25 protein-coding genes are annotated in these 23,176 nt (G+C 69.8%); 14 read left to right on the plus strand and 11 right to left on the minus strand.

Translation table 11 applies throughout. From position 1 onward, the window contains the following. Nucleotides 1–9 precede the first annotated feature (9 nt). Entirely contained in the window at nucleotides 10–303 is a 294-nt protein-coding gene (locus ACZ5SK_RS03055) for a hypothetical protein (protein ID WP_079662668.1), read from the plus strand. A gap of 46 nt (nucleotides 304–349) precedes the next feature. Here ACZ5SK_RS03055 and ACZ5SK_RS03060 read toward each other — a convergent pair whose 3' ends face one another. The 3 genes from ACZ5SK_RS03060 to ACZ5SK_RS03070 are packed head-to-tail and all read right to left on the minus strand — an operon-like array spanning nucleotide 350 to nucleotide 3,713. Then, nucleotides 350–1,420 carry a prenyltransferase/squalene oxidase repeat-containing protein gene (locus ACZ5SK_RS03060; RefSeq protein WP_361708809.1) on the minus strand — a complete coding sequence of 357 codons (1,071 nt, stop codon included), beginning with the start codon at nucleotides 1,418–1,420 and terminating at the stop codon, nucleotides 350–352. Continuing rightward, nucleotides 1,417–2,160 carry a class I SAM-dependent methyltransferase gene (locus ACZ5SK_RS03065; RefSeq protein WP_334580524.1) on the minus strand — a complete coding sequence of 248 codons (744 nt, stop codon included), beginning with the start codon at nucleotides 2,158–2,160 and terminating at the stop codon, nucleotides 1,417–1,419. Before ACZ5SK_RS03065 ends, ACZ5SK_RS03060 begins: the two co-directional genes overlap by 4 nt. Further along, nucleotides 2,154–3,713, minus strand: coding sequence for a glycosyltransferase family 4 protein (locus tag ACZ5SK_RS03070; protein WP_334580523.1), 1,560 nt, complete (start codon nucleotides 3,711–3,713; stop codon nucleotides 2,154–2,156). The genes ACZ5SK_RS03065 and ACZ5SK_RS03070 overlap by 7 nt, the downstream gene beginning before the upstream one ends. 231 nt (nucleotides 3,714–3,944) lie before the next feature. On the opposite strand from ACZ5SK_RS03070, the gene ACZ5SK_RS03075 reads away from it, so the two are divergent. Continuing rightward, nucleotides 3,945–4,631 carry a TetR family transcriptional regulator gene (locus ACZ5SK_RS03075; RefSeq protein ID WP_468575188.1) on the plus strand — a complete coding sequence of 229 codons (687 nt, stop codon included), beginning with the start codon at nucleotides 3,945–3,947 and terminating at the stop codon, nucleotides 4,629–4,631. Between the two features lie 217 nt (nucleotides 4,632–4,848). On the opposite strand, the gene ACZ5SK_RS03080 is transcribed toward ACZ5SK_RS03075, so the two are convergent. Both ACZ5SK_RS03080 and ACZ5SK_RS03085 read right to left on the minus strand, forming a co-directional pair. Further along, entirely contained in the window at nucleotides 4,849–5,046 is a 198-nt protein-coding gene (locus ACZ5SK_RS03080) for a ferredoxin (protein ID WP_334581381.1), read from the minus strand. Between the two features lie 108 nt (nucleotides 5,047–5,154). Beyond that, nucleotides 5,155–6,612 (minus strand): aldehyde dehydrogenase, encoded by a 1,458-nt coding sequence (locus ACZ5SK_RS03085; RefSeq protein WP_468575189.1) that lies wholly within the window; start codon nucleotides 6,610–6,612, stop codon nucleotides 5,155–5,157. A 341-nt stretch (nucleotides 6,613–6,953) separates the two neighbouring features. Here ACZ5SK_RS03085 and ACZ5SK_RS03090 point away from each other — a divergent pair, with 341 nt between their 5' ends. The 4 genes from ACZ5SK_RS03090 to ACZ5SK_RS03105 all read left to right on the plus strand — a co-directional run bounded on the left by ACZ5SK_RS03090 (nucleotide 6,954) and on the right by ACZ5SK_RS03105 (nucleotide 9,666). Next, nucleotides 6,954–7,286 (plus strand): DUF6083 domain-containing protein, encoded by a 333-nt coding sequence (locus ACZ5SK_RS03090; RefSeq protein ID WP_468575223.1) that lies wholly within the window; start codon nucleotides 6,954–6,956, stop codon nucleotides 7,284–7,286. A 115-nt stretch (nucleotides 7,287–7,401) separates the two neighbouring features. Then, entirely contained in the window at nucleotides 7,402–7,944 is a 543-nt protein-coding gene (locus tag ACZ5SK_RS03095) for a DUF4231 domain-containing protein (protein ID WP_468575191.1), read from the plus strand. 198 nt (nucleotides 7,945–8,142) lie between these two features. Then, the gene (locus ACZ5SK_RS03100; RefSeq protein ID WP_468575193.1) at nucleotides 8,143–9,168 is read left to right on the plus strand and encodes an MBL fold metallo-hydrolase; all 1,026 of its coding nucleotides are present in this window, start codon (nucleotides 8,143–8,145) and stop codon (nucleotides 9,166–9,168) included. Nucleotides 9,169–9,213: 45 nt separating this feature from the next. Next, a complete protein-coding gene (locus ACZ5SK_RS03105) occupies nucleotides 9,214–9,666 on the plus strand; it encodes a nuclear transport factor 2 family protein (protein WP_468575195.1) in 453 nt (150 codons plus the stop codon). Between the two features lie 12 nt (nucleotides 9,667–9,678). Here ACZ5SK_RS03105 and ACZ5SK_RS03110 read toward each other — a convergent pair whose 3' ends face one another. Further along, nucleotides 9,679–10,344: a phosphotransferase gene (locus ACZ5SK_RS03110; protein ID WP_468575225.1), complete on the minus strand. Its 666-nt coding sequence runs from the start codon at nucleotides 10,342–10,344 to the stop codon at nucleotides 9,679–9,681. Between the two features lie 281 nt (nucleotides 10,345–10,625). Between ACZ5SK_RS03110 and ACZ5SK_RS03115 the strand changes: the two genes are divergently transcribed. From ACZ5SK_RS03115 to ACZ5SK_RS03140, 6 genes are all read left to right on the plus strand, one after another. Beyond that, entirely contained in the window at nucleotides 10,626–11,876 is a 1,251-nt protein-coding gene (locus tag ACZ5SK_RS03115; protein ID WP_468575197.1) for a prenyltransferase/squalene oxidase repeat-containing protein, read from the plus strand. After that, the gene (locus tag ACZ5SK_RS03120; protein ID WP_468575199.1) at nucleotides 11,873–12,601 is read left to right on the plus strand and encodes an SCO2322 family protein; all 729 of its coding nucleotides are present in this window, start codon (nucleotides 11,873–11,875) and stop codon (nucleotides 12,599–12,601) included. The genes ACZ5SK_RS03115 and ACZ5SK_RS03120 overlap by 4 nt, the downstream gene beginning before the upstream one ends. A 6-nt stretch (nucleotides 12,602–12,607) precedes the next feature. Further along, nucleotides 12,608–13,711: an energy-coupling factor transporter transmembrane component T gene (locus ACZ5SK_RS03125; RefSeq protein ID WP_468575200.1), complete on the plus strand. Its 1,104-nt coding sequence runs from the start codon at nucleotides 12,608–12,610 to the stop codon at nucleotides 13,709–13,711. Continuing rightward, nucleotides 13,708–15,417: an ABC transporter ATP-binding protein gene (locus ACZ5SK_RS03130; RefSeq protein WP_468575202.1), complete on the plus strand. Its 1,710-nt coding sequence runs from the start codon at nucleotides 13,708–13,710 to the stop codon at nucleotides 15,415–15,417. Before ACZ5SK_RS03125 ends, ACZ5SK_RS03130 begins: the two co-directional genes overlap by 4 nt. Continuing rightward, complete coding sequence (locus ACZ5SK_RS03135; RefSeq protein WP_468575203.1) at nucleotides 15,414–16,316, plus strand: ECF transporter S component; 903 nt, start codon at nucleotides 15,414–15,416, stop codon at nucleotides 16,314–16,316. The genes ACZ5SK_RS03130 and ACZ5SK_RS03135 overlap by 4 nt, the downstream gene beginning before the upstream one ends. Before the next feature lie 328 nt (nucleotides 16,317–16,644). Next, complete coding sequence (locus ACZ5SK_RS03140) at nucleotides 16,645–17,067, plus strand: aggregation-promoting factor C-terminal-like domain-containing protein (RefSeq protein WP_468575205.1); 423 nt, start codon at nucleotides 16,645–16,647, stop codon at nucleotides 17,065–17,067. Nucleotides 17,068–17,219: 152 nt separating this feature from the next. On the opposite strand, the gene ACZ5SK_RS03145 is transcribed toward ACZ5SK_RS03140, so the two are convergent. Beyond that, the gene (locus ACZ5SK_RS03145) at nucleotides 17,220–18,455 is read right to left on the minus strand and encodes a cytochrome P450 (RefSeq protein WP_468575207.1); all 1,236 of its coding nucleotides are present in this window, start codon (nucleotides 18,453–18,455) and stop codon (nucleotides 17,220–17,222) included. Nucleotides 18,456–18,642: 187 nt separating this feature from the next. Between ACZ5SK_RS03145 and ACZ5SK_RS03150 the strand changes: the two genes are divergently transcribed. Continuing rightward, nucleotides 18,643–19,812, plus strand: a complete 1,170-nt coding sequence (locus tag ACZ5SK_RS03150; protein WP_334580514.1) for a steroid 3-ketoacyl-CoA thiolase — start codon at nucleotides 18,643–18,645, stop codon at nucleotides 19,810–19,812. On the opposite strand, the gene ACZ5SK_RS03155 is transcribed toward ACZ5SK_RS03150, so the two are convergent. Beyond that, nucleotides 19,796–19,975: a DUF397 domain-containing protein gene (locus ACZ5SK_RS03155; protein ID WP_334580513.1), complete on the minus strand. Its 180-nt coding sequence runs from the start codon at nucleotides 19,973–19,975 to the stop codon at nucleotides 19,796–19,798. The two genes, ACZ5SK_RS03150 and ACZ5SK_RS03155, sit on opposite strands and share 17 nt — an antisense overlap. Then, a complete protein-coding gene (locus tag ACZ5SK_RS03160) occupies nucleotides 19,956–20,783 on the minus strand; it encodes a helix-turn-helix domain-containing protein (protein ID WP_334580512.1) in 828 nt (275 codons plus the stop codon). Before ACZ5SK_RS03160 ends, ACZ5SK_RS03155 begins: the two co-directional genes overlap by 20 nt. Before the next feature lie 78 nt (nucleotides 20,784–20,861). On the opposite strand from ACZ5SK_RS03160, the gene ACZ5SK_RS03165 reads away from it, so the two are divergent. Beyond that, entirely contained in the window at nucleotides 20,862–21,299 is a 438-nt protein-coding gene (locus ACZ5SK_RS03165) for an ATP-binding protein (protein WP_443041296.1), read from the plus strand. A 246-nt stretch (nucleotides 21,300–21,545) separates the two neighbouring features. On the opposite strand, the gene ACZ5SK_RS03170 is transcribed toward ACZ5SK_RS03165, so the two are convergent. Together ACZ5SK_RS03170 and ACZ5SK_RS03175 are read right to left on the minus strand one after the other, a co-directional pair. Next, nucleotides 21,546–22,007: a hypothetical protein gene (locus tag ACZ5SK_RS03170; protein WP_468155642.1), complete on the minus strand. Its 462-nt coding sequence runs from the start codon at nucleotides 22,005–22,007 to the stop codon at nucleotides 21,546–21,548. A 74-nt stretch (nucleotides 22,008–22,081) separates the two neighbouring features. Further along, nucleotides 22,082–23,176: polymorphic toxin-type HINT domain-containing protein (locus ACZ5SK_RS03175; protein WP_468575210.1), on the minus strand; the 1,095-nt coding region annotated here is incomplete at its 5' end.

Consider the following 23,176-nt stretch of genomic DNA (forward strand, 5'->3'; position numbering starts at 1 on the left):
CGAAAGAGCATGTCCCCTCGATATCGCAACGGCGCCAACCAGGCCGGGACGGTCATCGCGGTCGTCGCCGACATCATGGCCCTCATCCTGGGCCTGTGGATCCTGATGTATCTGCTCGACGCGAACCGCGCCAACTCCTTCGTGCAGTTCATCCACGACACGGCCCGCTGGCTCGCCGGCTGGTCCCATGACCTGTTCACCTTCGACGAGGCCTGGGCAAGGGTGGTGGCGGGCTACGGCCTGGCGGCGGTGGTCTACCTCTTCGTGGGCCACGCCATCGCCAACAGGGTCCACCGCCACTGAGGCACGCCACGGAGCCACTGAGGCACGCCAGTGAGCCACCGCGCCCTCAGGCGCAGCAGTCGACCTCGAGCCCGGAAGGAAGCAGTTCCCCGCCGAACACGGCACACGTCGCCTCATGTCCCCCGAGGGCGGCGACGGCCAGCAGCAGCGACCCCGCCGTCCACGTGGTCAGTTCCCGGGGCCAGATCGCCTCGTCCTCGAAGACGAACCCGGTCCAGTACAGCCCCGACTCCTCGTCCCGCAGATGCTGGATCGACTGGAGGATCTCCAGCGCCCGATCGGACTCGCCCATCGCCCACAGTGCGAGGGCGAGTTCGGCGGACTCGCCCCCCGTCACCCACGGGTTGGGGACCACGCACCGCACCCCCAGCCCCGGCACCACGAACCGCTCCCAGTCCGCCTCGATACGGGACTTGGCCTCCGTGCCGGTCAACGCGCCGCCCAGCACCGGGTAGTACCAGTCCATCGAGTAGCGGTCCTTGTCGAGGAACCGCTCCGGATGCCGTCGTATGGCGTGCCGTAGCGCGCCTGCCGCCAACTCCCAGTCGGGCTGGGCCTCTTCGCGCTGCCCGGCGATCGCCAGCGCGCAGCGCAGCGCCTGGTGGATCGAGGAGGAGCCGGTGAGCAGGGCGTCGGCGGTCGGACGGCCGTCGTCCTCGCGCCGCCAGCCGATCTGCCCGCCGGGCTGCTGGAGCCGCAGCACGTACTCGACGGCCGCGTAGACGGCCGGCCACATGCGGTCCAGGAAGGTGTCGTCGCCGGTGGAGAGGTAGTGGTGCCAGACGCCGACGGCTATGTAGGCGACGAAGTTCGTCTCGCGGCCGCGGTCGGTGACGTCGTCGAAGGCGCCGTCCGCATACGCCGCGAACCACGAGCCGTCGTCGTTCTGGTGCCGGGCCAGCCAGGTGTACGCCCGCTCGGCGGCCTCGTGCTCGCCCGCCGCGTCCAGCGCCATCGCGGCCTCGGTGTGGTCCCAGGGGTCGAGGTGGTGGCCCCGGAACCAGGGGATCGCGCCGTCCTCGCGCTGCACGGCGAGGATCCCGGCGACGGTCGCGGCGGCCTGCTCGGCGGTGAGGACCCCGGGCAGGACGAGGTGTTCTGTCCGGGGGGTGGTCACTTGGCGGCCGCCTCGGACAGCGCGGGAAGGTGTGGCTTGGTCGCGTACGCCACGAAGCTCTTGCCGATCAGCGGGTTCAGCGCCTGCTCGGCGACGCGGGTCGCAAGCGGCTTCTTCATGATGTCCCAGACCAGCAGCTTGTGGTACGCCCGCACCGGCAGCGCCTTGTCGTTGTCCACGCCGAACGCGCACTTGAGCCACCAGTACGGGGAGTGCAGCGCGTGGGCGTGGTGGGTGCCGTACGGCTTCAGGCCCGCCTCGCGGATCTTCGCGAGCAGTTCGTCCGCCTTGTAGATGCGGATGTGGCCGCCCTCGACCTCGTGGTAGGCGTCGGAGAGCGTCCAGCAGACCTTCTCGGGGCCGTAGCGCGGCACGGTGATCGCGATGCGGCCGCCGGGCTTCAGCACGCGCACCATTTCCGCGAGCACTCCCTTGTCGTCCGGGATGTGCTCCATGACCTCGGAGATGATGACGACGTCGAAGGACTCGTCGGGGAAGGGCAGCGCCAGGGCGTCGCCCTCCATGGCGGTGGCGGTGGCGCCCTCGGGGGCCTCCCCGGCCTCCTTCATCGCCGCGAACCACTTGGCGACCTCGCGGATCTCCTCGCCGTTCTGGTCGAGCGCCACGACCTGGGCGCCACGCCGGTAGCACTCGAAGGCGTGCCGCCCCGCCCCACAGCCGAGGTCCAGGACTCGGTCGCCCGGGGCGAGCGGGAACCGGGAGAAGTCGACGGTCAGCACGTGGCCCTGCTTTCGCGATCGGATGCTTCGGATACGACGCCGTCGGCGTCAACAGCGTCAACGGCGTCGACACCACGACCGGCGGCAACGGCCTCGGCGGCTTCGACGGCGGCGGCCTCGGCGGCTTCGGGGGCGGCGGGAGCCACGGAAGCAGCAGAAGCGGCGGAAGCGGCGGAAACAGCAGAGGCCGCGGACGCGGGGGACGCGGGGGGCGCGGGGGCCTCGGAAGTACCTGGGCGGCGGCTTTCGGCTATCGCCTCGCGGTAGCGGGCCACGGTTCCCTCGGCGGCCCGCGCCCAGGTGAAACGGTCCAGCACCCGTTCCCGCCCGGCCGCACCCAGCCGGGCCCGCAGCGCGGGGTCGCCCAGGAGCCGGCTCAGGCCCGCGGCCAGCGCGCCTGCGTCGCCCGGCGGCACGGCCAGGCAGGTCTCCCCGTCGCGCCCGGCGACCTCGGGGATCGCCCCGCCGGTCGTGGCGAGCAGCGGGGTGCCCGTGGCCATGGCCTCGGCGGCCGGCAGGGAGAAGCCCTCGTACAGCGACGGCACGCAGGCGACCTCCGCCGAGCGCACCAGGTCGACCAGTTCGGCGTCGGAGATGCCCTTGACGAACTCGACGGCGCCTTCGAGGCCGTACCGCTCGATCGTCTGGGCGACGGGCCCTTCCTGCGGGCGCTTGCCGACGACGACGAGGTGGGCGCGCGGGTGCTCGGTGCGCACCTTCGCCAGCGCCTCGACGAGGAAGACCAGGCCCTTGAGGGGGACGTCCGCGCTGGACGTCGTCACGATCCGGCCCGGTATCTGCGGCACGGCCGGGTTCGGCGAGAACAGGTCGGTGTCGGCGCCGATGTGGACGACGTGGATGCGGTCGTCGCGGACGCCGAGGTGGTCGACGATCTCCTGGCGGGAGGTGCCGGAGACGGTGAGCACGGACGGCAGCCGGCGCGCGACGCGCTTCTGCATCCGGGTGAACGCGTACCAGCGGCGCACCGAGTAGCGCCGGCGCCATCCCTCGGCGGCGTCCAGCTCCAACTGCCGGTCGACGGTGATGGGGTGGTGGATGGTGGTGACCAGGGGCGCGCCGAGGTCCCCCAACAGCCCGTGGCCGAGGGTCTGGTTGTCGTGCACGACGTCGAACTCCCCGCGCCGGGCGCGCAGATGACGGCGGGCACGCAGGGCGAACGTCCGCGGCTCGGGGAACCCGCCGGTCCACATCGTCGCCACCTCGAGGGCGTCGATCCAGTCGCGGTACTCGCCGCGCTTCGGGGTGCGGAAGGGGTCCGGCTGGCGGTAGAGGTCGAGGCTGGGCAGCTCGGTGAGCGAGAGGCGGTCTTCGTGGGCCGGGTCCACCGGGTCCAGCACCGGATAGGGCTGGGAACCGATCACCTCGACGCGGTGACCGAGGCGGACGAGCTCACGCGAGAGATGCCGTACGTAGACGCCCTGACCCCCGCAGAACGGGTTCCCCTTATAGGTGAGGAGCGCGATGTTGAGCGGTCGCTCGCCGTCGGCCGCGAGGTCATGCCGGGACCCCGCCTGACTGGCCTCCGCGGTCACTCCGGGCCCCCTTCTGCCTGCATGGTCCCGCGAGACTACGACGGGACGCTAATCTAGAACAAGTTTCAGACTTGATCGTCCGGGAGGCTCTGAATCTACCGGCAGGTAAGGGCGCTGCGAGCAGTGGATCAGGTGATTCACGCCACGACCGACCGCTCTGCCGAACCGCATGATCACCGCCCCTCACCGACTGTCACCAGGACTGTCACGGAACGGACCGGAACGGGACCCATGCCAGCCACGCCAGCCACGCCCGCGGAAGCCAAGGGGAACGCGGAAGCCAAGGGGAACGCGGAAGCCAAGGGGAACGCGGAAGCCAAGGGGAGCAAGGCGCAGTCCTCGCCCCTCACCGAGCGGCAGGAGGCGCGCCGCCGCCGCATCCTGCACGCGAGCGCGCAGTTGGCCAGCCGGGGCGGGTTCGACGCGGTGCAGATGCGGGAGGTCGCGGAGTCGTCGCAGGTCGCCCTCGGCACCCTCTACCGATACTTCCCGTCCAAGGTGCATCTGCTGGTCGCCACGATGCAGGACCAGTTGGAGCACATGCACGGCACGCTGCGGAAGAAGCCCCCGACGGGCGAGCGGGCGGCCGAGCGGGTCGCGGAGACGCTGATGCGGGCCTTTCGCGCCCTGCAGCGCGAGCCACACCTGGCGGACGCGATGGTGCGCGCGCTGACCTTCGCCGACCGCAGCGTCTCTCCGGAGGTCGACCAGGTCTCGCGTCAGACGACGGCGATCATCCTGGACGCGATGGGCCTCACCGATCCGACCCCCGAGCAGCTCTCCGCGGTCCGCGTCATCGAGCACACCTGGCACTCCGCGCTGATCACCTGGCTGTCGGGCCGCGCCTCCATCGCCCAGGTCCGGATCGACATCGAGACGGTGTGCCGCCTGATCGACGTGACGGACCCGCGCGCATAGAAAGGACCTACGAGACGATCGGGGGTCGCCTTCAGGCCCTGTCATGCAACCTTCAGGTCCCTCAGCCCGACCGTCGACGTCGGCCTCAGCGGATGCCCGTACCTCTCGGCGTCACGCCCAAGTCGGCTACTCCGGTCGAACTCCCTCACTCGCCTCGTAGGCCACTAACAGAATAGAACACCTGAAGCGGTATGGAACACCCCAAAAGGGAATTTTTTTACTCCTCCGGCGGGAAGACCGCCTCCCCGCTCCCTGTCAGCGTGATCATGATCGCCTCCACCGGGCAGTTCTCCGCCGCCGCCAGCACCTGCTCGTTCGCGTCCGTGTCGGGGTCGACCGGATGGGACTGGCGCGCGGCGTCCAGCCGGAAACCCTCGGGCGCCCGATGGAGGCACTGCGCGGAACCGATGCACAGCGAACGGTCGACGTCGACGTGCCACCGGTCGCCCGCCCCCGGCCCGGGCCCCGCCCCCGCGCTCGCGCCCGCACTCGAATCCGTTCGCGCGAGAGGTACCTCCATCCCTCAGCCCTCCCAGCCGGCCGGCAGATGGATCATCTTGTGCTCCAGGTACTCGCTGAAGCCCTCGGGCCCGAACTCCCGCCCCATCCCGGAGTTCTTGTAGCCGCCGAACGGACCGAGCATGTCCAGGCTGAAGGTGTTCACGGAGTACGTCCCCGTACGGACCTGGCGCGCGACCTCGATGCCGTGCCCGACGTCGGCCGTCCAGACGCTGCCGCTCAGCCCGTAGTCGGAGTCGTTCGCGATCTTCAGGGCCTCGGACTCGTCGCCGTAGGGCAGGAGACAGATCACCGGTCCGAAGATCTCCTCGCGGGCGATCCGCATGGAGTTGTCGACGTCCCCGAAGAGGGTCGGCTCCACATACCAGCCGCGCTCCAGACCCGACGGACGCCCGCCACCGGTGAGGATCTTCGCGCCCTCCTCCTGCCCGATCCGGATGTAGTCGAGGTTCCGACGCCGCTGCCGCTCGGCGACCAGCGGCCCGACCTGGGTCGCCGGGTCCATCGGGTCGCCGACGACCAGCGCGGCCGCCGCCGCGGCGAAGGCGTCCGCGAACTCGTCGTAGCGCGAGCGCGGCAAAAGGATGCGGGTCTGGGCCACACAGGCCTGCCCGTTGTTCATGAAGGCGGCCGAGACGATCCCGGGGACGGCCGTGGCGAGGTCCGCGTCGGGCAGCACGACCGCCGCCGACTTGCCGCCGAGCTCCAGGGTCACGCGTGTGAGATTGCGGGCGGCCACCTCCATGACCCGCTTCCCGGCCGCGACCGAGCCCGTGAACGCGACCTTGTCGACGCCCGGATGTCCGACCAGGTATTCGCTGACCTCGCGGTCCGCGGGCAGGATCGACAGCACGCCCTCCGGCAGCCCGGCCTCCCGCGTGATCTCGGCCAGCAGATACGCGTCCAGCGGCGACTCCGGGGACGGCTTCAGCAGCACCGAGCAGCCGGTGAGCAGCGCGGGCGCGAGCTTGGCGGCGGCCACGAACTGCGGGACGTTCCAGGGAACGACGGCCGCGACCACGCCCACCGGTTCGCGCCGCACGAGGATCTTCCCGAGCACACCGTCGCGGCGCTCCTCGTAGGTGAAGTCCCGGGCCACCTTGATCGCCGCGTCCCACACCATCATCGCGCCGAGGGCCTGCGCGAGGACGCTCCAGGAGTACGGGGAGCCGTTCTCGGAGGAGATCACGCGGGCGATCTCCTCATGGCGCAGGGCGATGCCGTCCTTGATGCGGGTGACCACGGCGATCCGCTCGTCGAGCGACAGCCGCGCCCAGGGCCCCTCGTCGAAGGCCCGCCGCGCCACGGCGACGGCCCGGTCCACATCGGCCGTGGACGCATGCGGGACCCGCCCGATGACCTCCTCGGTGTGCGGCGAGACCACCTCGATGACGTCCTTGCCCAGCGGGTCGGTCAGTTCCCCGCCGATGAACAGCTGTCCGTGTTCCACGAGCTCGGCCATGGCCACTGCCTTCGTTTCTGACGGTGTTTCAGAAACTGATACCAGTTCTGGTCAAAGTAGTCCACGGACGGGACGAGAATGCCCCTGACCAGCGGTTTCCCGGCGATCAGGTGCGGGCGGGCCCCGGCTTGGGGATCACCTGCTCGCCAAATAAGGCCAAATCGCGACCTACTGGGATCCGGTCAGATTCGCTCACACTCAAACACATGGGGGCGATTCGGGATCGTGACCAGTTGGTATGCCATCGCTGCGGGGAGACCAGCCACACCGTGCGCGAGCGCGGACGGTTCGGCCTCATGGCGAGCTACTGCGAGAGGTGCTGGAACACCCTTGCCAACGAGATGGCCGAAGCCGACGGGGCCACATCCTCACCGAGACCGGATCCCGATCCCGACGACGTGACATGGATCGAGCCACCGCTTTGCCCAGAATGTGGAGCCTTGGTTCGCGTGTATCCCACCAATTACGACCGGTGGGTCAGTCTCGCCATGGTGGAGTTGCCCGCCAAAGAGGTCCCAGAGGCCTTCAGGTGGCGTTTGACCAGGCTTCCGGGCCGATCCCCCGTCCTCGCGGACATCGTGGCCGTGCGGATCCGTGGAATCGATCCGCTACCGAGCGAACCCGTCGTGCCGGCTCACCGCATGATGTGTGTCCCCGAGTGGGGTGAGCCGTAGACCACACGGCAGCGAGCAGGGCGTCCGGATCCGCATGCGCGATCTTCCACACCGGCGCTCCAGAGCTGAACTTCCTTGTTGACTGGGCCATTCCACCACCGATGTACTTGCACGCATGTCAGGGACGGATGATGGCCAGTCGCTGGAAGCTCACCCCGCTGTCTCCCGGCCGGTAGTCGCGGCGCAGGATTACGTGGAGGGCAGGCTGTCCCAGTACCAGAAGTGGTACGACAGGAAGGCCGTCAAGACGAAGGCCATGCATCTCCGGATGAGGACGGTATCCGTCGTCGGGGGAGCTTTGGTCCCTGTGTTAGTCAACCTCGACGTTTCCTTCGCGAAACTCACCGCCACGGTGCTGAGCCTGATCGTCGTCGGTTCCGTCTCCTTGGAGAGCGTGTACCGCTACCGCGAACAGTGGAAGAACTACAGGTCCACGGAGCAGCTCCTGGGACATGAGCGGATTTACTTCGAAACCAAGGTCGGTCCCTACTCGGATCTCTCGGAGAGCGAAGCATTCACGACCTTGGTCGCTCGTGTGGAGAGCGCGATTGCTTACGAGAACTCCGCGACCCTCAACGTGATGACCCTGGGCGGCCAGGTAAGCGCTGATGTGCAAACGCCGCCCGGCGTCCCAGGTGCCCGGCACGAGCTGCGGTAGACGAGTAGACGAGGAGTGGCGTCCGCCTCCACCTACCTGTTGCACAGCGGCGAAGTACAGCAACCACCGTGACAGCAGCCGGTCATTGCCGACCACATCAGCGCAGGTCAGCCCAACTCCACTCAGCATCAGTCGACTTGAGCACCCATTGAAACCAGTTCTAGTTATAGTGGGCAATGGCTGTGAGACGGAGGGCAGATGACGAAGGCGTTCGATCATGGCGGGGGTGTGCGGTCGCTTCGGGTGCCCATTCCGGACAACCCGCTCGGGCACACGCTCGTCTACGTCGTCGACACCGACCGCGGGCCGGTGCTGATCGACGCCGGATGGGACGATCCCGCCTCCTGGGACGCCCTCACCGCGGGTCTCGCGGCCTGCGGTACGGACGTCGCCGAACTCCACGGTGTCGTCATCACCCATCACCACCCCGACCACCACGGTCTGTCGGCCAAGGTGCGGGAGGCGTCCGGGGCGTGGGTGGCGATGCACGCGGCGGACGCGTCGATCGTGCGGCGGACGCGGGAGACCCGCCCCGAGCGCTGGTACACGTACATGGCCGACAAGCTGGCCGCCGCCGGCGCCCCCGACGAGCACCTGGCCCCGCTGCGCACGGCCCGCCGCCGTACGCCGCCCGGCTTCTCCCCCGCGCTTCCCGACCGAGAGATCGTCCCCGGCGAACTCCTGGACCTGCCCGGCCGCCGGCTGCGCGCGATCTGGACGCCGGGCCACACCCCGGGCCATGTCTGCCTCCACCTGGAGGAGAGCCACCCGGCCGGACTCCCGGGCCACGGCCGTCTGTTCTCCGGCGACCACCTGCTCCCGGGTATCAGCCCGCACATCGGTCTCTACGAGGACCCCGACGACGCGACGGTCACCGATCCCCTCGGCGACTACCTCGACTCGCTCGAACGCGTCGGCCGTCTCGCCCCCGCCGAGATCCTCCCCGCCCACCAGCACGCCTTCACCGACGCCCCCTCCCGGGTACGGGAGTTGCTCACCCACCACGAGGCCCGCCTCACGGACCTGTCGTCGCTCCTGGCCGAGCCCCTCACCCCCTGGCAGCTCGCCGAACGCATGGAGTGGAACCGCCCCTGGCAGCAGATCCCCTACGGTTCGAGGACCATCGCGGTCTCCGAGGCCGAGGCCCACCTGCGTCGCCTCGTGAAACAGGGCCGCGCGGAGGCGGTGGCGGGCAGCGAGCCGGTGACGTACGTGGCGGTGTAATGCGCTCGCGGTGCGGGAGGGCCGCCTGCTGATACCAACGGCTGCATGGACCCCTTGGAACGCCTTATCGCCGAGCGCGCCTGCGAACGTCTCGTCGTCGACTTCGTCCACCGGCTCGACCTTGGTGAACCCTCCACCGTGGCCGGTCTGTTCACCGAGGACGGCAGGTGGGAATGGCCGGCGGGCGAGCGTCTGATCGAAGGGCGGGCGGCGCTGCGCGCGTACTTCGGCTCACGCCCCGCCGACCGCCTCTCCCGCCGCCTCATGTCGAACATCCTGGTCACGGTCACCGCGCCGGACACCGCCCGGGCCACGTCGTACTTCTCGACGCACCGGGTCGACGGCTACGAGGGCGGCATCGTCCCCGCCGGGCCCCCCGTCCAGGTCGGCCACTACGAGGACACCTTCCGGCAAGTCGGCGGTACGTGGCTGCTGGCACGCCGGGTGCTGCACCTTCCCTTCGGCGGACCGACGCCCCGCGCCGAGCGACCCGTCTAGGCCAGGCAGGCCCTAACCCATCAGCGACCTGATCAACTCACCGGCCGGGGCGAGGAGTTCCGTTTCCCCGGCGCTCATCGTCGGGTTGGCCGCGCGTCGGCGCAGGGCCTCGGTCAGGCCCTGCTCGGTGAGGTCGGAGGGGTCGGCGAGGAGGGCGGTGAGCATCGCGCGGGCCGGGGCGGCGATCGGCTGGGCGGAGACGGCGACCTGGGCGAGGATCACCGCGGACATCCCCCAGTCGAGCCCCGGGTCGCCCTCCTCCGTGTTGGCCCAGTCGATGACCCGCGGGCCGTCCGGTGTGAGGATCACGTTGTCGGGGTGGAGGTCGAGGTGCAGGATGCGGGCGTCTGCCGAGACTCGGCCCGGGACGGTGTGCAGCGCGCGCAGCAGCCTGGCGAGGACGGCCCCGGCCTCCTCGGCGTCCAACGTGCCCGCCACGAACGCCTGGAGCATCGTCGGCCCCAGCAGCCGCTCCATCACCAGGTCGGTGCGCGAGCCGTCGGGCGAGGGTCGCACGGCGGGCGCGGGGTAGCCGTACTCCCGTACGTGCGCCATCACCGCGCCCTCGGCGGCGGCGTCGCCCCACCCGTCGCGGTCCCGGCGCAGCACCCACGCCTCGTCGATCTCGTACACGTCGGCCGTACGACCCGAGCCGAGCAGTCTCCCCGTTACTGGCATGAACATGAACTTACCGCCCTCCACCCCGTCCACAGCCACCCCTCAGGCCGTTCCCTACCTGCCGGTAGAGTGACGGCGTCGTCATCACGCCCGTACAGGGGGAAGCCGGTGCATTTCCGGCGCTGAGAGCCGGATCGCCCGGTCCGGAACGTGACCGGCTCACGTGCGTCGGCAGCCCGCCGTCGCACGCACCGTCGAGGTAAACGGAGTCGAGCCGCCGGGGTCGCCCCGTGCTGCCCGCCTCCGTCGACCTCCCGCACCGGGAGAGGCACCCGCCGATCATGAACGTCCGCCACAGCGTCACGGCCCTGGCCCTTGCCGGCGCCACCGCCGTCGCCCTGGGTGCCGCCGTCCCCGCCGTCGCCGTCACGCCGTCCCCCACCCCGTCGGTGGCGATACCCGACGGGTTGTACGGCACCACCGACCCGACGTACGACGGTGTCTGGCGCCAGTCGCTGGCGCTGCTCGCGCAGCGGACCGTGGGAGTCACGCCCGCCGACCGGGCCGTGGCCTGGCTGGCCGGGCAGCAGTGCGCGAACGGCGCCTTCGCCGCCTTCCGCGCGGACACCGCGAAGCCGTGCGACGCCAAGCTGATGGTGGACACCAACAGCACGGCGGCCGCGGTCCAGGCACTGGCCGCGCTCGGCGGCCACCAGGCGGCGACGGAGAAGGCGGTCAGCTGGCTGAAGTCCGTCCAGAACACGGACGGCGGCTGGGGCTACTCCCCCGGCGGGGCCAGCGACGCCAACTCGACGTCCGTCGTCGCGGGCGCGATGGCGGCGGCCGGGCAGCGTCCCGCGGAGGTGAAGAAGGCCGGGAAGTCGTCGTACGACGCTCTCCTGAAGCTCTCCCTCGCGTGCGACAAGGCCGGCGGCGGCGCGTTCGCGTACCAGCCGGACAAGAAGGGCGGCCTCGCGGCCAACGCGGACGCTACGGCGGCGGGCGTACTCGGCGTCCTCGGCAAGGGGTTCGTGACGACGGCGGGCAGGACGCCGAAGGAAGTCTTCTCCTGCGCCGGCTCCGCCGCCCCGCTCACCCCGGACGAGCTCGCCCGCAACGGCTCGGCCTACCTTGCCGCCGCGGTCCATGACACCGGCTATCTGAAGTCCGTCCTGCCCGGCGCCGAAGACCAGCCCGACTACGGCAACACAGCCGACGCGGTCGTCGCGCTCGCCGCCGACGGGTGGACCGCGCAGGCGAAGAAGCCCCTCGCCTGGCTGGAGCAGAACTCCGCCGCCTGGGCGAAGCAGAGCGGCCCCGCCGCCTACGCCCAACTCCTCTTCGCCGCCCACGCCATGGGCGCCGACCCCCGTCACTTCGGCGGCACGGACCTGGTGGCACAGCTCACCGCGACGGGACCGGCCCCGCAGGCCGCGGCCACCGGCAAGGCCACGCAGCAGGCCGCCGAGTCCGAGAGCAAGGACGCCTCGGATTCCGGTTACAGCGTCTGGTGGATCGTCGGCGTCTTCCTCGTCGCCGGCATCGGCATCGGCTTCCTGATCAGCGGCCGCGGCAGGAAGCAGCAGCCGTGACGCGCCGGACCCTGCCCCCGTTGTTGCTGACCCTGGCGTTCCTCCTCCTCGCAACCGCCGCTCAGGCTCACGCCGCCGGCTACCGCTACTGGTCCTTCTGGGACCGCGCCGGCGACCAGTGGACGTACGCCACCCAGGGCCCCTCCACCGCGCGCCCCGCCGACGGCGACGTCCAGGGCTTCCGGTTCGCGGTGAGCGCCGACTCCCAGGACGCGTCGCAGCCGCGCGGCACGGCCTGGTTCGCGGCGATCTGCGCGAAGACGCCCGCGCAGGACGGCACGAAGCGGGTGGCCCTGGTCATCGACTTCGGGACGACGGCCGACGCCCCGTCCGGCGAGAGCCCGCCGTCGCCGTCGCCGCGCACGGCCTGCGCCCGGATCGCCCCCGACGCGACGACGGCCGAGGCGCTCGCCGCGGTCGCCAAACCGCTGCGCTACGACACGAACGCCCTGCTGTGCGCGATCTCGGGGTATCCGCGGACGGGGTGCGGCGAGCAGGTGTCCGGGAAGGGCAAGCCCGGGACGGATGAACCGGGGACGAGTGAACCGGGGACGGAAGGTCGGGGGACGGAGAAGCCGACGGAGAAGCCGACGGCCACCGAGAAGTCCGGCAACGACGACGGCGGTCCGTCCGTGGGCCTCTACGCCGGCGCGGCGGCCGTCGCGGGGTTGGGCGCGGCCGCGCTGTGGCAGGCGCGGCGGCGAGGATCCCGCCGGGATGGCTGACGGCTGATGGGTGATTCCCGCTCCCGCCCGCAACTCCACCCCGCCGCCTGGTGGCTCTGGGCCCTCGGCCTGGGCACCGCCGCCACCCGCACCACCAACCCGCTGCTCCTCGCCCTCCTCCTCACCGTCTCCGCGTACGTCGTCACCACATGCCGCCCGGACACGCCCTGGTCCCGTTCCTACTCGGCGTTCCTGAAGCTCGCGCTGGCGGTGCTCGTCATCCGGCTCGTCTTCGTCGTCGCCCTGGGCTCCCCCATCCCCGGCACGCAGGTGCTCGTCACCCTGCCCGAAGTCCCGCTGCCCCACTGGGCGCAGGGCATCCGGCTCGGCGGCGCGGTCACGGCCGAGGGCCTCCTCTTCGCGTTCTACGACGGCCTGAAACTGGCCGTGCTCCTCGTCTGCGTGGGCGCGGCGAACGCCCTGGCCAGCCCCTCTCGTCTGCTCAAGACGCTGCCCGGCGCCCTGTACGAGACCGGAGTGGCGGTGGTCGTGGCCCTCACCTTCGCCCCGAACCTGATCGCGGACGTCCACCGGTTGCGTGCGGCCCGCCGTCTGCGGGGCCGTCCGGACCGGGGTGTGCGGGGCCTGCTCCAGGTGGGCCTGCCGGTGCTGGAGGGCGCGCTGGAACGCTCCGTCGCCCTCGCCGCCGCGATGGACGCCCGCGGGTACGGCCGTACCGCCGACGTCCCCGTCCCCGTCCGCCGGACGACCGCCGCGCTCACGCTCGGCGGGCTGCTCGGCGTCTGCGCGGGAACGTACGGTCTGCTCACCGCCGCGGGCGGGACGTACGGCGTGCCGGTGCTGCTCGCCGGGGTCGTCGCGGCCGTCGCCGGACTGCGCCTGGGCGGCCGGCGCTCGCCGCGCACCCGGTACCGTCCGGACCGCTGGACGCCGCGTGCCTGTCTCGTCGCCGTCTCCGGCGGCGCGGTCGCGGCGCTCCTCACCGTCGCCGCGTCGGCCGCTCCGGCGGACCTGCACCCCGGCGTCGTCCCCCTGACGGCCCCCGCCCTCCCCCTCTGGCCGGCGGCGGCCGTACTCCTCGGCCTGCTGCCCGCGTTCGTGGCCCCCTACCTTCCCCATGTTCCCCCTGTCCCCAAGGAGCCGTCGTGATCCGTTTCGAGAACGTCTCCGTGACGTACGACGGCGCCCCTCAACCCACCGTCCAGGGCGTCGACTTCACGATCCCGGAGGGCGAACTCGTGCTCCTCGCGGGGCCGTCCGGGGTCGGGAAGTCGACGCTGCTGGGCACGGTCTCCGGGCTCGTCCCGCACTTCACGGGCGGCACCCTGCGCGGCCGGGTCACGGTCGCCGGCCGTGACACCCGCACCCACAAGCCGCGCGAACTCGCCGACGTGGTGGGGACGGTGGGGCAGGACCCGCTGTCGCACTTCGTGACGGACACGGTCGAGGAGGAACTCGCCTACGGAATGGAGTCGTTGGGCCTGCCCCCGGAGGTGATGCGCCGACGCGTCGAGGAGACCCTCGACCTGCTCGGCCTGGCCGGCCTGCGCGACCGCCCCATCGCCACCCTGTCCGGCGGCCAGCAGCAGCGGGTCGCGATCGGCTCGGTCCTCACCCCGCACCCCCGGGTGCTCGTCCTGGACGAGCCGACCTCCGCGCTCGACCCGGCGGCCGCGGAGGAGGTCCTCGCCGTCCTGCTGCGCCTCGTCCACGACCTCGGTACGACGGTGCTGCTGGCGGAACACCGTCTGGAGCGCGTCCTGCAGTACGCCGACCAGGTCGCCCTGCTCCCCGCCCCCGGCGCGGCTCCGGTCCTCGGCGCCCCGGCGGACGTCATGACCGTCTCCCCGGTGTTCCCGCCGGTGGTCGGCCTGGGCCGCCTGGCGGGCTGGACCCCGCTGCCACTGACCGTCCGGGACGCCCGACGAAGGGCCGGTGACCTGCGGGAACGCCTGGAGAGCGCGAGGGGAGGGGCTGGTCGGGCGGCACCCCTGGCGCCTCGCGAGGTTCCGCCGCCCGTGCCGGGCCCCGCCGGACGACCCGCCCGTCGCCTCTTCCGCCGCCTTCCGCCCGCCCCGTCCGCCCCGTCCGCCGCCGTCCCCGCGCCGCCCGCCGAGGCCCGCTCCCTCGCCGTCCGCCGGGCGGGCGTCCAGGCCCTGCGCCGCGTCGATCTCACGGTCGCGCCCGGCGAGACGATCGCCCTCATGGGCCGCAACGGCGCCGGGAAGTCGACGCTGCTGGGCGCCTTCGTAGGCCTCGTCGAGGCGTCGGCGGGAACGGTCCGCGCCGGCGGGCTGGTCCCGCACCGCACCCCGCCGCGGGACCTGGTCCGCCGCGTCGGCCTGGTCCCGCAGGAGCCGCGCGACCTGCTGTACGCCGACACGGTCGCCGCCGAGTGCGCGGCAGCCGACCGGGACGCGCAGGCCGCCCCCGGCACCTGCCGCGCCCTGGTCTCGGAGCTCCTCCCCGGCATCGCGGACGACACCCACCCCCGCGACCTCTCCGAGGGCCAGCGCCTCACACTCGCCCTGTCGGTCGTCCTCGCGGCCCGGCCGCCGCTGCTCCTCCTCGACGAGCCGACCCGCGGCCTGGACTACGCGGCGAAGGCCCGCCTGGTCGCCGTCCTGCGCGGGCTGGCCGCGGCCGGGCACACGATCGTGCTGGCCACGCACGATGTGGAACTGGCCGCCGAGCTGGCCCACCGGGTCGTGCTGCTCGCGGAGGGAGAGGTGATCGCCGACGGTCCGACGGCGGAGGTCGTCGTCTCCTCCCCGTCCTTCGCCCCGCAGGTGACGAAGATCCTTGCCCCGCAGGAGTGGCTCACGGTCGCGCAGGTGCGGGAGGCACTGCGATGACGACGACGCGCCGGCGACGTCCGGTGCACCTCGGCCCCCGCTCCGTCGCCGCATTGACGCTGGTCAGCGCAGTGGGCGTGGTGGCGTTCAGCTGGCCCTTCCTGGCCCCGCCCGACTCCGCGCTGAACGCCCACGCCCAGGACGCGCCCTGGCTGTTCGCGGGCCTGCTGGTGCTGCTGGTCGCGGTCGTGGCGGCGACGATCTCGGAGTCCGGGCTCGGCGCGAAGGCGGTGGCGATGCTGGGTGTGCTGGCGGCGACGGGCGCGGCGCTGCGTCCGCTCGGCGCGGGGACGGCCGGCATCGAGCCGATGTTCTTCCTGATGGTGCTGAGCGGCCGGGTCCTCGGCCCGGGCTTCGGCTTCGTACTCGGCTCGGTGACGATGTTCGCGTCCGCCCTGCTCACGGGCGGGGTGGGCCCGTGGATGCCGTTCCAGATGCTGGCGATGGGCTGGTTCACGATGGGCGCGGGCCTGCTGCCGGACGTGGGACCGCTACCGGGCGCGGGCCTGCTGCCGGGCGCGGATCGCGTACGCGGCCTACGGGGCCGTGTGGAGCTGGCCCTGCTGTCCCTCTACGGCTTCCTGGCCGCCTTCGCCTACGGCACGGTGATGAACCTGGCCGGGTGGCCCTTCATGGGCGCGCTGGCCTCGGGCGTCGCCTTCGACCCGGACGGGACGGTCCCGTCGAACCTGGCGCGCTTCGTCGCCTACTGCGTGGCGACCTCGCTGGGCTGGGACCTGGGCAGGGCGCTGGTCACAGTCGTCCTGACGCTCACTCTCGGCCCGGCGGTGCTCAAGGCGCTCCGCAGAGCGACCCGCCGGGCGGCCTTCGAGACCGCGGTCACATTCGAGGCCCCCCAGGGGACCGGAAAGGGCCCCCAGAAGACCGTTGACCGGTGAACCACCCCACATGACCCAGATCACCTACTACTCGACCTAGTCGGGCAATTCGGACGCCATGTCCACGCCATCATAGGGTCTGACCTGCACATTGAGAGCCGGCTCACACACCCGACGACTTTCCCGAATACGACGACAACTAGCAAAAGGGGTCTTTGCGGACGCCTCCCGATCCTGCTTCTCTGGATGACGTCGCACGGTGCCGACAAGCCCCCGGGCTTCGGCGCCGACGCATGCAGCCACCCACCGCACACCACGCGGTGCGGCCACGCACCGCGTGACTCCGGCATGCAGCGACCGACTCTGTCCCCGAAGAAAAAGGTTCTCCGTGTCCGTCTCCGTCATCCGTCGCATCGCCAGCCCGAAGAAGGCCCTCACCACCGTCGCCGTGGCCGCCGCCACCGCCGGCATGGCACTGGCCGCGGCCCCCGCCCACGCCGCGACGTCATCCGTGAGCTCCACCTCCCAGGCCCAGGCGATCGCGCACAAGATGATCCCGAACACGGCTCAGTACAACGCCTTCTCCAACATCGTGAAGCACGAGAGCGGCTGGGACGTCAACGCCACCAACGCCTCCTCCGGCGCCTACGGCCTCGTCCAGGCCCTCCCCGGCAACAAGATGGCCTCGGCCGGCTCCGACTGGAAGACCAACGCCAAGACCCAGATCAAGTGGGGCCTGGACTACATGAACTCCCGCTACGGCAGCCCCCTCGCCGCCTGGTCCTTCTGGCAGGCGAACGGCTGGTACTGAGCCACACCCTGAGCCACACCCCCCCAAGAACGCGCGTTCCGCGCGCCGAAGGCGGCGGCCCCCGATCCCCGGGGCCGCCGCTTTCGGCGTTTCGACCGCGTCAGCGTCCGCGTCCGCGTATCCGCAAGGAGCGCGCGTCGGCGCACCGTCACTCACGCCGCGCTGACTCTCAACTCCTTCACTCCGTTGATCCAGGCCGACCGCAGTCGGCGCGGATCGCCCACGAGCCGCAGGTCGGGCATGGCGTCGGCGATGGCGTTGAAGATGAGGTTGATCTCCAGCACGGCGAGCGACTTGCCGAGGCAGAAGTGGGGGCCGCCCCCGCCGAACCCGAGGTGGGGGTTCGGATCCCGGGTGACGTCGAAGGAGTCGGGATTCTCGAACACCTCGGGGTCGCGGTTCGCGGAGGCGTAGAAGATCCCGACCCGGTCCCCCTTCCTGATCCGCTTCCCGCCGAGCTCGGTGTCCTGGGTGGCGGTCCGCTGGAAGGCGACGACGGGCGTGGCCCACCGCACGATCTCCTCGGCGGCGGTGCCGGGCCTCTGCGCCTTGTAGAGCTCCCACTGCTCGGGGTGGGTCAGGAAGGCGTGCATGCCGTGGGTGGTGGCGTTCCGGGTCGTCTCGTTCCCGGCGACGGCGAGCATGAGCACGAAGAACCCGAACTCGTCGGAGCTGAGGTTGCCCTCGTTCTCGGCGGCCACGAGGGTCGAGACGATGTCGTGAGCAGGGCACTGCTTCCGCTCGGCGGCCACGTTCATGGCGTACGCGAGGATCTCGGCGGCGGACTGCTGCCCGACCTCGGCGGTGACGGCGAACTCGGGATCGTCGTACGCGATCATCTTGTTGGACCAGTCGAAGATCTTGGCGCGATCGTCCTGCGGTATGCCGATCAGCTCGGCAATGGCCTGGAGGGGCAGCTCCGAGGCGACGGACGTGACGAAGTCGAAGGAACCGCCCTGCGCTCGGGCACTCTCGACGATGGCGATGGCGCGGTTGCGCAGCCGCTCCTCCAGCCCACGGATGGCCCGCGGCGTGAACCCGCGCTGCACGATCTGCCGCACCCGGGTGTGCTCGGGCGGATCCATGTTCAGCATGATCAGTCGCTGGGCGTCGATCGAATCGCGCTGGATGTGCTCGTTGAACCGGATGATCGCGGTGTTGAGGTAGGAGGAGAAGATCTCGGGGTGGGTGGAGACGTACCGCACGTCGGCGTGCCGGGTCACCGCCCAGTACCCCTCGTCCTGGAACCCGGCGACATTGCCCGTCTGAGGGATCCAGCGGACCGGTTCGGCGAGCCGCAGCTCGGCGAACTCCGGGAGCGGCACATGGTGTTGCAGCAGGTCGGGATCGGTGAAGTCGAACCCGTCGGGAATCGCTGGACAGGGCATCGGCGGCTCCAGCCATCTGACGATGCGAAGTGACGTTGATATCTGACGGTTCATCAGAAACTGACTGCCGTGAAGGTAGTTCAGGAGCCTTGAGCCTGCAAGACCCTTGCGGTGACGCACATCACGTCAGCAGACTGCACACAGCAGAGAACTAGAACACGTACTAGTTCCGAAGGGATCCGCACCCATGGCCGCCGAACCCGTGATCGTGGAAGCAGTCCGCACCCCCATCGGCAAGCGCGGCGGCGCGCTGGCCAACCTGCACCCCGCCTACCTCCTGGGCGAGACCTATCGCGAACTCCTCGGCCGCACCGGCATCCCCGCCGACGCGGTCGAGCAAATAGTCGGCGGCACGGTGACCCACGCCGGCGAACAGTCCATGAACCCCGCGAGGACAGCCTGGCTCACGATGGGCCTCCCGTACGAGACGGCGGCGACCACGGTCGACTGCCAGTGCGGCTCCTCGCAACAGGCCAGCCACATGACAGCGAACATGATCGCGGCGGGCGTCATAGACGTCGGCATCAGCTGCGGCGTCGAGGCGATGAGCCGTGTCCCGCTCGGCTCCGGCTCGAAGCACGGCCCCGGGAAACCGTTCCCGGAGGAGTGGAACGTCGACCTCCCCAACCAGTTCGAGGCGGCGGAACGCATCGCGCGCCACCGGGGCCTGACGAGGGCGGAGGTGGACGGACTCGGCCTGCTCTCCCAGGAACGGGCGGCGGTCGCCTGGTCGGAGGAACGCTTCAAACGCGAGACCTTCGCCGTCCAGGTCCCGACGACGGAGGAAGAACAGGCGGCGGGCCAGGGCATGTGGCGCCTGATGGACCGGGACGAGGGCCTACGGGACACGTCACTGGAGGCGTTGGCGCGCCTGAAGCCGGTCATGCCGACGGCGATGCACACGGCCGGCAACTCGTCGCAGATCAGCGACGGCGCGGCGGCGATCATGTGGTCGTCGAAGCGGATGGCGAGAGCGCTGAAGCTGAAGCCGAGGGCCAGGATCGTCGCCCAGGCCCTGGTCGGCGCGAACCCGCACTTCCACCTGGACGGCCCGATAGACGCGACGCGCGCGGTCCTCGGCAAGGCGGGGATGACGCTGAAGGACATCGACGTCGTCGAGATCAACGAGGCGTTCGCGTCAGTGGTGTTGAGCTGGTCGAAGGTCTTCGATCAGAGCTTGGACAAGGTCAACGTGAACGGCGGCGCAATCGCCCTGGGCCACCCGGTCGGAGCGACGGGGGCCCGCCTCATCACCACGGCCCTTCACGAACTGGAGCGCACGGACAAGGAGTTCGCCCTCGTGACCATGTGCGCGGGCGGCGCACTGGCGACGGGGACCATCATTCAGCGCCTGTAGTCCAGGACAGGAACGTCGAGAACGCGGCGGGCTTGAGGGTAAGGATCGGGCCCGCCGGGTTCTTGGAGTCTCGGATGGCGATGGTGGCGGGGGTTTCGGCGATCTCGACGCAGTTGCCGCCCTGGTCGCCGCTGTAGCTGGACTTACGCCAGTTGTTCTCCATAACGTTCCTCCATTACACGCCGGATCAGCTCCGCCGAGTCCCTGAGGGAGAGGGCAGCGGCCCGAAGATGATCGTAACGGAGCGAGCAGTCTTTTACGGTGTCCGGGTTGGCGGTGGGATGCCCGCTGCCGTAGCCCTCTGTGTAGACGATGGTCGGGTCGCCGACGAAGCGGTAGATGTCGAACGAGCCTTGTAGTCCCGCGTGCGCTCCAGACGCGAACGGCAGGATCTGGATGTTGACCCGAGGGTCGTCCTCGAAGGTCAACAGGTGCGCCAGTTGACCGCGCATGACATCCCGGCCGCCGATCTCCTGATGAAGTGCGGCCTCGCTGAGAACCGCCCAAAAGACAGGCGGCTCCTTCTTCTCGAAGATGCGCTGGCGGGCCATCCGCACCGCGGTGCGATCGTCGAGGTTGCGCCGGTCCAGAGCTCCGAGCACCGCACGGGCATACGCGGCGGTCTGGAGGAGACCGAGGATCATGTGCGTTTCAAACGAGCAGATTTCGACAGCCCTTGCTTGCAGCTCAGCCACCTGCTGGAACCAGGCCGGAAGTTGAGATCGCAGCACAAGCTCAACGAGCCGCGAGAACAACCCACCGGTGCCGAGGGCGGCATCCACGCGCTCACTGAACTCAGGGGTGGGAACCTTCCGGGCGGTCTCAACTTGCCCAACCAGCGACCCGGTGTAGTTGAGGATGTCCCCGAGCTGCCGCTGCGTGAGCCCGGCGGCTTCCCGCAACCGCCGCAGCTCGAACCCGTAGTAGTCGAGCGGCGAAGCACCGGGGTCGAGGACGTTGATGTGGGTCACGAGGGATCCCCTCTCACGCAAGCACGCGTTGCATTCAGGCTGTAGCCCAGAGTAGTTGGACCAGGTCACCCTCGTACCGTGAACGGAAACTTCCCCTCCACGTACGCCTCCCCCACCCCCACCCAGTACCGCATGACCCTCACAGCCGGCGCCCACTCAGCCCGCCACATCCGCCGAATCACCCGCAGACTCCTGACGGACTGGAACCTGGCCCCCCTGACGGACACGGTCGAACTGGCGGTAACGGAACTGATCGCCAACGTGGTCCGCCACGTCCCGGACCGCCGCTGCACGCTGCTCTTGCTGAGGCAGCCAATGGGAGTCAGAGCCGAGGTAACAGACGCCTACGGCCAACTACTCCCGACTCCAGCCGAGTTGCAGCCGGACTCGGAGAGCGGACGAGGCCTGTTCATCCTGGACGCGATGGTCGACAAGTGGGGCGTGTCACCGGTGGCCGGGGGCGGAAAGACGGTGTGGTTCGAATGCGCAGACAAGAACGAAGCATCCGCCAACTGATGACCTGCTGCGCCAGGAGCCGCGCCGGCTGGCACCTTGCCCGCCACTCCTCACTCCAGAATCGGCTCCCCTTCGTCGGGAAGAACAAGGGATTCACTGAGGATCAGAAATCGAACATGGCCTGCGGCCACCGTCTCATCATTTCCCATACAAGTCACGATGATCAACGGTGGCCACCCGGACATTAGCGCGCAACGCCGCGAAAACGCCTCGTAGCCTCTGCCATGTCCAGCCCGTTTCTTCCCATCAAAAGCTGGCCGAAGATCTAAACTCATGAACCCTGGACGGGAAGGACGAAGAGAGGATTTCCGAATGGATTTCTCCGGCGAGCAGCCTTACAAGGAGCTCGGAGCACCCGACCTCGAACTGCTCCCACCGCTCTCCTCGAGCCTCGTTCACCATGACCGTCCACTCGTCTGGGTCGACTCCTGGACGAACGAGCCAGTAAAGAAACTCTCCATTGTCCGTCGAGGCCCAGGGGATGACTTGACTTCCAGGCAATTCCAGCTGCTCTGGTTTGGGTTCACCCATTTCCCAAAGCATCTGAAATGCCTCATTTCGCTCGCTTATGGAACGCTCAAGGTCGTAATGGCGATTGGCGCACCCGGGCTCGAGGAACCAGAGATACCCGTCGAACCTGCCACCACCATACGCGTCGATCAAGTCAACATAGTCCCCCGGAAGCCCGGTCCCGAGCTCACTGATCACTCCATCCCAGTCCTTACGCAAAGGAGGGACGTCAGGAGGTGCCACTAGTCGCGTCAGTCGTTCGACGTGTGGATTCATGGTTTCGGCCTGTTCAGAATCGTCTGGTATATGTTGAGTCCGCCCGAGCCGGTGGCGCGAATCGTCACACCCAGTGGATAAGGATTCACAGGACCGACTGCAGGGGTCTGGGCGTAAATTGGGGTGGCACTATACCGGACCGTCTGCCCGCCCCGCTCTACAGCCCTCCGCACCTGACCCTCGATGGCACGCATCACCGGCGTGTTGGCGTACTGATGCATTGTGACGAAGTTCCTTGGATCGGCGTTCGATCCGCCCAGCTGAGCTCCCCACAAGTGAGCCCGATTATATCCCTTTCCGCTGACCCACCCAATCGGATCCACCTGCGGATTGGTCTTGCCGCCGATGTTATCCGCGGTGAGCGTCACGCGGATTCCCGTGGCGCGACCGAATTCATCAAGGCCGCCATAGGGGCCACAGTTGTGTACGAGGACCGCCGTGGCCCCCGCCAGCACATAGTACGCGTGGATGTCTTCGATGGTGAGGTCGTGTGTGCGCTGGCGCTTGGTGTAGTGGGTGACTGCGGTGATCTGGACGTGGGTGCCGGCGCTGGTGCGGAGCGTCTGGCCGAGTTGGAGGTCGCCAGCCTTGACCCACTCCTTCAGGTCGGGGACCCAGAACGGGTGGGTGTCCGTTGCCACGATGCTGGAGTAGTCGCCGTCCACGGATATGGAGATCTCGGTGAAGTCCTTGTCGTCTTCCGTGGTGATTGTCTCGACGACCGGTTTCTCGACGGTTTCACCTGTTTCGGGGTTCGTCGTGACGACGACGTCGCCGACCACGACGTCTTCGATGGCCTTCTTCGCGCCGTCGCCAAGGAGGACGCCGGTTCCGGGTAGGAAGCTGTGGCATTTGCCAAGCACTTTCCCGAAGCCGTATCCGGTCGCGCCGCTTGCAGCGCCCCATATGGCGCCCTCAGCCATCTCTCCGAGCTGGCCCGCGATGCTGTGGTCGGCGCTGTCCGACAGCATGTTCCCCACCGCTGAACTCGCCGCACCGGCGAGGGCCCCGCAACCCGTCGCGGCGCCAAAACCGGCACCGCCGGTCGCCATACCCGCGCTTGCCGCCGTGCTGTAGCAGAGCCCACCGAC

This window comes from Streptomyces sp. NPDC031474 (assembly GCF_055581185.1).

Excerpts from the sequence above, each read along its gene's own strand:
- ACZ5SK_RS03135 (WP_468575203.1), top strand. The coding sequence starts at position 15,414 with ATGACGACGACGCGCCGGCGACGTCCGGTGCACCTCGGCCCCCGCTCC.
- ACZ5SK_RS03115 (WP_468575197.1), top strand. The coding sequence starts at position 10,626 with ATGAACGTCCGCCACAGCGTCACGGCCCTGGCCCTTGCCGGCGCCACC.
- ACZ5SK_RS03095 (WP_468575191.1), top strand. The coding sequence starts at position 7,402 with ATGTCAGGGACGGATGATGGCCAGTCGCTGGAAGCTCACCCCGCTGTC.
- ACZ5SK_RS03150 (WP_334580514.1), top strand. The coding sequence starts at position 18,643 with ATGGCCGCCGAACCCGTGATCGTGGAAGCAGTCCGCACCCCCATCGGC.
- ACZ5SK_RS03075 (WP_468575188.1), top strand. The coding sequence starts at position 3,945 with ATGCCAGCCACGCCAGCCACGCCCGCGGAAGCCAAGGGGAACGCGGAA.
- ACZ5SK_RS03085 (WP_468575189.1), bottom strand. The coding sequence starts at position 6,612 with ATGGCCGAGCTCGTGGAACACGGACAGCTGTTCATCGGCGGGGAACTG.
- ACZ5SK_RS03155 (WP_334580513.1), bottom strand. The coding sequence starts at position 19,975 with ATGGAGAACAACTGGCGTAAGTCCAGCTACAGCGGCGACCAGGGCGGC.
- ACZ5SK_RS03100 (WP_468575193.1), top strand. The coding sequence starts at position 8,143 with ATGACGAAGGCGTTCGATCATGGCGGGGGTGTGCGGTCGCTTCGGGTG.
- ACZ5SK_RS03125 (WP_468575200.1), top strand. The coding sequence starts at position 12,608 with ATGGGTGATTCCCGCTCCCGCCCGCAACTCCACCCCGCCGCCTGGTGG.
- ACZ5SK_RS03090 (WP_468575223.1), top strand. The coding sequence starts at position 6,954 with ATGGCCGAAGCCGACGGGGCCACATCCTCACCGAGACCGGATCCCGAT.
- ACZ5SK_RS03055 (WP_079662668.1), top strand. The coding sequence starts at position 10 with ATGTCCCCTCGATATCGCAACGGCGCCAACCAGGCCGGGACGGTCATC.
- ACZ5SK_RS03105 (WP_468575195.1), top strand. The coding sequence starts at position 9,214 with ATGGACCCCTTGGAACGCCTTATCGCCGAGCGCGCCTGCGAACGTCTC.
- ACZ5SK_RS03110 (WP_468575225.1), bottom strand. The coding sequence starts at position 10,344 with ATGCCAGTAACGGGGAGACTGCTCGGCTCGGGTCGTACGGCCGACGTG.
- ACZ5SK_RS03145 (WP_468575207.1), bottom strand. The coding sequence starts at position 18,455 with ATGCCCTGTCCAGCGATTCCCGACGGGTTCGACTTCACCGATCCCGAC.